The organism is Desulfurispora sp. (genome assembly GCF_052744395.1).
Window position 1 is genome coordinate 1 of sequence record NZ_JBRAJI010000073.1, and the last position, 6,264, is coordinate 6,264.

Sequence of the window (6,264 nt, forward strand, 5' to 3'; positions counted from 1 at the left end):
CTTCCCGCGTGCAGGCGCTGGTAATCCCTACCGATGAGGAGCTGGTGATTGCCCGCGATGCGGCTGAAAAGCTAAAAGAACAAATGTTAGCCGGTAAAATGATCGCTACAGCGTAATGGCTGTATATGATGCAACAATAGCAGCACATTGATGAAAAAGCATTTTGAGGAAAGGCCGGGCTGATAGCGCGGCCTTTTGTCTTGCCCGTTTTTCGATTGACTGCTGGAAAAAGTAATTGATTTTATTGACTGATTAGGTAAAAATATATAAACAAATCATGTCGAAATAACGATTAAGAAGTCGATTTCAGTAAAGGAGGCGGCGGGTTTTGCGCAGTATCAAGTATGCCCTGGTGGCCACCACAGTACTGGTGACACTGCTGGTGTTTGCCGGACAGGCGCTGTACGGCTATTATCATTTTCGCTCCTTTCTATCCACCCGCGTGGAGGAGGAGCTCAAGCTGCGGGCGGAAAAAGAAGCCGCGCTGCTGGAGGGGCAGCTGCAGGGAGCAGGCAGCCTGGCGGCGGCCCTGGCGGGTGATATTGCGGCCATGCCTGAACGGCACTACGACAGCAATCTGCTTTTCAGCATTATCAAGCAATATCTGGCGGGAAACCAGCTGGTGGTGGGCGGGGGGTTCTGGTTCGAGCCCAAAATGTTTGACGGCAAGGCCGAAACCTACGGCCCTTATCTGTATAAAAGCGAAGGGCAGGTCAAACTGGACTGGTATACTGACTATTTCCAGTACGATTGGTACAAGGACGGTTTTAAAACCGACAGGCCCATTGTCTGGAGCGAACCCTATGCTGATGCTATTACCGGTGTGGCCATGATCACCGCTACCAGCCCCATTAAGCAAAATAACCGGACGGTTGGTGTGACCACCATCGACATTGGCCTGGCGGAATTGCAGCGCCGGGTGGCTGAAGTTAAACCCGGGCAAAATGGTTTTGCCTTTGTGCTCAGCCGCCAGGGCATCTATGTGGCCCATCCGGACAGCAGCCGCCTGCTCAAGATGAAAATAACGGATGACAAGAGTTTCGCCGGAGCGGCCGGGCAAATAGTACAGCAGATCGGTACCAGGGTCTCTCTGATCAATTATAACAACCAGCCGTATTACTATGCCGCCGCGCCGGTAGGGGATACCGGTATGCAGCTGGTGGTGTTGCTGCCGGAAAAAGAAGCGGTTGCTTTTATCAAGCAGTATAATCTGGTTTCAGCAATTTCTTTGCTGGTGGCGCTGCTGGCTTTTGCCTGCTTCCTTTACTGGTATGTGGAAAGAAAGGTCAGCCGACCGCTGCGTTTAGTCATAGCCGAGACCGATCAGATCGCGACTGGCAACCTGGCTGTTTCCTCAGCGGCACTGGAAAAAGTGGGAGCCGGGCGGGACGAAATCAGTCAGCTGGCCCGTTCTTTCAAGGCTATGGCGGTCAATATGGTGGACATGGTGCAGCGGATCAAGGACAAATCCGGCGAGGTGGCCGGAGCTTCCAACCAAATCCAGATGGCTGCCCGCCAAACATCGGCCCACGCTACCGATACAGCAGCGGCAGCTGAGCAGATTGCTTCCACTGTGGAAAATGTAAATGCCAGCATCCAGGAAATTGCCCGGGCAGCCGATGAGACTGCCGGAAGGGCTGAACAGGGCAGCCGGGACGTGCAAACAGTTAATGATCAGTTTGCCGGAGTGGCTGCTGTGACCAGGGAATTTGCCGGCCTGGTTAGCGAGCTCAACGAAAAAGCCGCTTCCATTAACCAGATTGCCGAAATGATCAGCAACATTGCCGCGCAGACCAACTTGCTGGCGCTCAATGCGGCAATCGAAGCGGCGCGGGCCGGGGAGCACGGGCGCGGGTTTGCTGTGGTGGCCGAGGAAGTAAGGCAACTGGCGGAACAGACTGCGGCGGCTACCCGCCAGATCCATGAGCTGCTGGGTCAGATCCAGTCCCAGGCCGGGCTGGTGGCCAGCAAGGTCACCGACAGCGTAGACCGGGTGGAAAGAAGTGACCACATGGTGCGCAGCGCAGGCCAAAACTTCCAGGCCATTGTCCACAGCGTTCAGACATTGGCCGAACAAATCGAGCAAGTGGTCTCCGCTATGCAGCAGATGGCCGCCGGTGTGGACAGCGTGGCCCAGGTGACCCAGGAGCAGAGCTCGGTCAGCCAGGAGGTGCTGGCGGCAGCGGAAACCCTGGCCAGTACGGCCGGAGAACTCGGTCAGCTGGTAGCCCGTTTTAAACTTTAATCCTTCGCGCAAACCCTGGGGTGAGTGTGCTGCAGTGCAGTGAGAAAAATATGGGACCGGAGAGCCGGGCAGCAGGCCCGGCTCTCCGGTCTGTTGCAGTGGAAACAAGCCGCTCACTGGGTCCGGGCTGAAGCTGCTTAAAAAAAGCAGGTTGATGTTGCTGTCAGGCGCTCCTATGTGTATAATTATATAAGTAAATGCTTATTTTAAAACATTTCTCATTAAAGGAGGTGGGCGGATGGCACAATCCGCCGTAAAAAAATTGTCCTTCCTGGACCGCTATCTCACCCTGTGGATTTTCCTGGCCATGGTGCTAGGTGTGGGGGCGGGGTATGTGTACCCGCAGATTGCTGGCTTCTGGGGCAAATTTCAAGTAGGTACCACCAATATCCCCATTGCTGTGGGACTGATATTAATGATGTACCCGCCCCTGGCCAAGGTGCGCTACGAGGAGCTGCCCACTGTTTTCAAGGACAAAAAGCTGCTGGCCCTGTCACTGATCCAAAACTGGGTTGTCGGACCGGTGGTTATGTTTGTGCTGGCGGTCCTGCTGCTGCCCGACAAGCCCGAGTTGATGACGGGAGTAATTCTGGTGGGGCTGGCTCGCTGCATTGCCATGGTGCTGGTGTGGAATGACCTGGCCGACGGTAACCCTGAATATGTCACCGGGCTGGTGGCCTTCAACGCTATTTTCCAGGTGCTGACCTATTCTATTTATGCTTATTTCTTCCTGACGGTGATCCCGGCCTGGCTGGGGATGCAGAGCGTAGTAGTGGATGTTTCCATGGCTGAAATTGCTAAAAGTGTGTTTATCTATCTGGGTATCCCCTTCATTGCCGGATATATCACCCGGGCGGTGCTGGTGCAATCGCGCGGCCGGGAATGGTACGAGAAGAATTTCATTCCCCGCGTCAGCAAAATCACTCTGATTGCCCTGCTCTTTACTATTGTGGTCATGTTCTCCCTGAAGGGCAATGTGATTGTCACCCTGCCCTATGATGTTTTCCGCGTGGTAGTGCCGCTCACCCTGTATTTTGTAATCATGTGGCTGGTTACATTCTATCTAGGGAAATGGATTGGTGCTGATTACGGCCGCACCACTACCGTTGCTTTTACCGCAGCCAGCAACGACTTTGAGCTGGCCATTGCCGTGGCCGTAGCCGTATTTGGTATTCATTCGGCCCAGGCCTTTGCCACGGTGATAGGCCCGCTGGTAGAAGTGCCCGTACTGATTAGCCTGGTCAATGTGGCGCTGTATTTCCGCAAGAAATACTTCAGCCATGAATTGGCCGGCAGGTAAATTGATTAAAGTTAAATATTTACCGGAAAGTGGAGGTCTAGCCGCTACATCAGGTTTTGGTAGCGGCTTTTCTTTGTTATACTTGAGTATTAAGAGAGGTTAATTGTTTTAACAACCAGAGATGGACTATTATTGAAATAACTCTGCACAGCCAATTAATCCTGGTGGCGCAAGGGGGTACGCATATGATGTATACGTCTCAAGAATACTTCTGTTTACCGGAAGGAGCACCCTATCAATTAATTGGGGGTGAACTGGTTATGACACCGGCACCGGGGAAAAAGCATCAGTTGGCTCTGAAACGTTTGCTCAGGCTACTGGATGACTATGTGGAACACCATCAGGCCGGTGAGGTGCTCTGTGCCCCCCGGGATGTGGTGCTGGCGGAGAACGAGGTTTACCAGCCCGACATTGTCTTTGTGGCCAGGGAGAGATTAGGAATTTCTCAGGAAGATAGAGTTTATGGGGCTCCTGATCTGGTAGTGGAGGTGCTTTCTCCCTCCAGTGCCTACTACGACCTGCGCAAAAAATTCCGTGCTTATGAGAAATACGGTGTTAAAGAGTACTGGGTTGTGGATCCGGAGGAAAGGAGTATTGAAGTCTACGTCCGCCAGGAGACAGGATTGGTCAGAGTGTCCAGAGCCGAATGGGGTGAGAGTATCGCTTCCGTTGCTGTGTTGTCCGGTTTTGTTTGTGACGTGAAGTTTGTGTTTCCCTGGGGTGAGGAAGACACAAAATAGCTGCCAATGGATGGGTAACATCCAGCTCAGTGGATAAAAATGCTGCGTGTGTTATGTTTTAAGGTTAATTAGGGAATGACATTATTCTAGTGCAAAGGAATCAGCTGCATATGTTAAACCACGAAGTAATGCTGTCCATTACCGGGCTAACCCACAGTGGGGAAGGGGTAGGCCGCGCCGACGGCCTGGCGGTCTTTGTGCCCGGAGCCGTGCCCGGTGATGTGGTGCGGGTACGGGTGGAGGATCGCAAAAAAAATTATGCCCGGGCCAGGCTGCTGGAAGTGCTACAGGAAGCTCCGGAACGCCGGCCCGCTCCCTGCCCGCATTTCTCTGGCTGTGGAGGTTGCAGTTTGCAGCAGGTGCATTATGCCGAGCAACTGCGCCTGAAAAAACAGCTGGTACAGGACAGCCTGTCCCGCCTGGGCGGGCTGGACGACGTACCGGTGCACGATGTGGCCGGTATGGACCGCCCCTGGCATTACCGTAACAAGATCACCCTGCATGCCGCTCTGTCCAGCGAGCGTTATGTACTGGGCTTGTATGCCGGGGGATCACATGAATTGATCGAGCTTTACCCGGAGGGCGGGGCCGATGCGGCGGAGGGCTGTCTGCTGGTGGACAGGGAACTCAACCGAGTGGCTGCCACCGTTCAGGAGCTGTTGAACCAGTACGCGCCGGAGGGGTGGACTGGTCCGGCACCCCATTTTCCGAGCGACGGGTGCGGATTGGATATGGGGCAAGCTGCACACCAGTGCAGATTAACCGGTGCGGCAGCAGGTGGTGAGGGGTTTGTTCACCGGGTGGTGCTGCGCAAAGCCATGGCCACCGGGCAGATCATGGTGGTGCTATTTACGGCCGGCGGTTTCTGGGAGGAGGAAAAAGCCCTGGCCCGTGAATTAATCGCACGCCACCCCGCCATTACTTCCCTGCTGCGCCATACTCCTGTGCCCGGCAGGGCTGGCAGCGCAGGCTCATACATGCTGCTGGCTGGCAGGGAGTACATAGAGGAAGAGCTGCTGGGCCTTTATTTTCGCATTTCTCCAGCCGCCTTTTTCCAGGTAAACCCGGCGCAGACGGCTAGATTATATCAAAAAGCCCTGCAATACGCCGCGCTCACCGGTTGGGAGACGGTGCTGGACGCCTACTGCGGCACCGGCACCATCGCTCTGCTGCTGGCCCGGCAAGCCGAGCGGGTTTACGGGCTGGAAGTGGTGTCCCAGGCCGTGGCCGATGCCCGGCAGAATGCCATGCGGAACAACATTAGCAATGCCCGCTTTATGGTGGGGGCGGTAGAAAAGCTTTTGCCCCGACTGGCAGAGCAGGGTTTGCGTCCCGAATTGATTGTCCTGGACCCGCCCCGCAGCGGATGCGGCTATGCGGCGCTGCAGGCGGTGGTAGCCATGCAGGTGCCGCGACTGGTGTATGTCTCCTGCAACCCCGCTACCCTGGCCCGCGACCTGTCTTTTTTGAGCCAGCACGGTTACCGTGCCCTGGAGGTACAGCCCGTGGACATGTTTCCCTGGACCAGCCACGTGGAGTGCGTAACATTGATGTCAAGGGTTGAGAAGTAGAAGGATTGCAAATGCCTATAAATAAAGGGTTTCCAAACATTTAGCTTTTCTCTCGGCTGTTCTGTCTGAGGTGACAGTGTCAGGAAACCCTTATTTTTTATTGTTTACGGGGACATATCAACTGCCCTGAAGGTTGTATAGTTGAGTTAACAGATTAGATAATGGCCATTTTTACGGGGGTTGAGGAGACAGGATGGATATATTACTGCTTATTATCTTTATGCGATAAAACACATGATTATAATAACATCTTTTCTACTATTGCGTTCAACTGTTTTGATATGTTGGAAAAGTCAGTATTCAAGTTCAAAGTTTTAACGCTAATACGATTACCACCGATAATATAATCGTTGTCCATTGGTGTTCGGTTAAGCCCCGAATATCCCATTAACAACCAGAGATGGCACT

4 protein-coding genes are annotated in these 6,264 nt (G+C 53.8%); all 4 read left to right on the plus strand.

Annotated features, from left to right (window positions below; translation table 11 throughout):
- Positions 1–328 precede the first annotated feature (328 nt).
- The gene (locus tag ACUVTU_RS12980; protein WP_445890376.1) at positions 329–2,245 is read left to right on the plus strand and encodes a methyl-accepting chemotaxis protein; all 1,917 of its coding nucleotides are present in this window, start codon (positions 329–331) and stop codon (positions 2,243–2,245) included.
- 238 nt (positions 2,246–2,483) lie between these two features.
- The gene (arsB, locus tag ACUVTU_RS12985; protein WP_445890377.1) at positions 2,484–3,545 is read left to right on the plus strand and encodes an ACR3 family arsenite efflux transporter; all 1,062 of its coding nucleotides are present in this window, start codon (positions 2,484–2,486) and stop codon (positions 3,543–3,545) included.
- Positions 3,546–3,730: 185 nt separating this feature from the next.
- Positions 3,731–4,285 carry a Uma2 family endonuclease gene (locus ACUVTU_RS12990; protein ID WP_445890378.1) on the plus strand — a complete coding sequence of 185 codons (555 nt, stop codon included), beginning with the start codon at positions 3,731–3,733 and terminating at the stop codon, positions 4,283–4,285.
- A gap of 110 nt (positions 4,286–4,395) precedes the next feature.
- On the plus strand, positions 4,396–5,856 hold the full coding sequence (gene rlmD / locus ACUVTU_RS12995) for a 23S rRNA (uracil(1939)-C(5))-methyltransferase RlmD (RefSeq protein ID WP_445890379.1): 1,461 nt from the start codon (positions 4,396–4,398) through the stop codon (positions 5,854–5,856).
- Positions 5,857–6,264: the final 408 nt, after the last annotated feature.

Excerpts from the sequence above, each read along its gene's own strand:
- arsB (WP_445890377.1), top strand. The coding sequence starts at position 2,484 with ATGGCACAATCCGCCGTAAAAAAATTGTCCTTCCTGGACCGCTATCTC.
- ACUVTU_RS12990 (WP_445890378.1), top strand. The coding sequence starts at position 3,731 with ATGATGTATACGTCTCAAGAATACTTCTGTTTACCGGAAGGAGCACCC.
- rlmD (WP_445890379.1), top strand. The coding sequence starts at position 4,396 with ATGTTAAACCACGAAGTAATGCTGTCCATTACCGGGCTAACCCACAGT.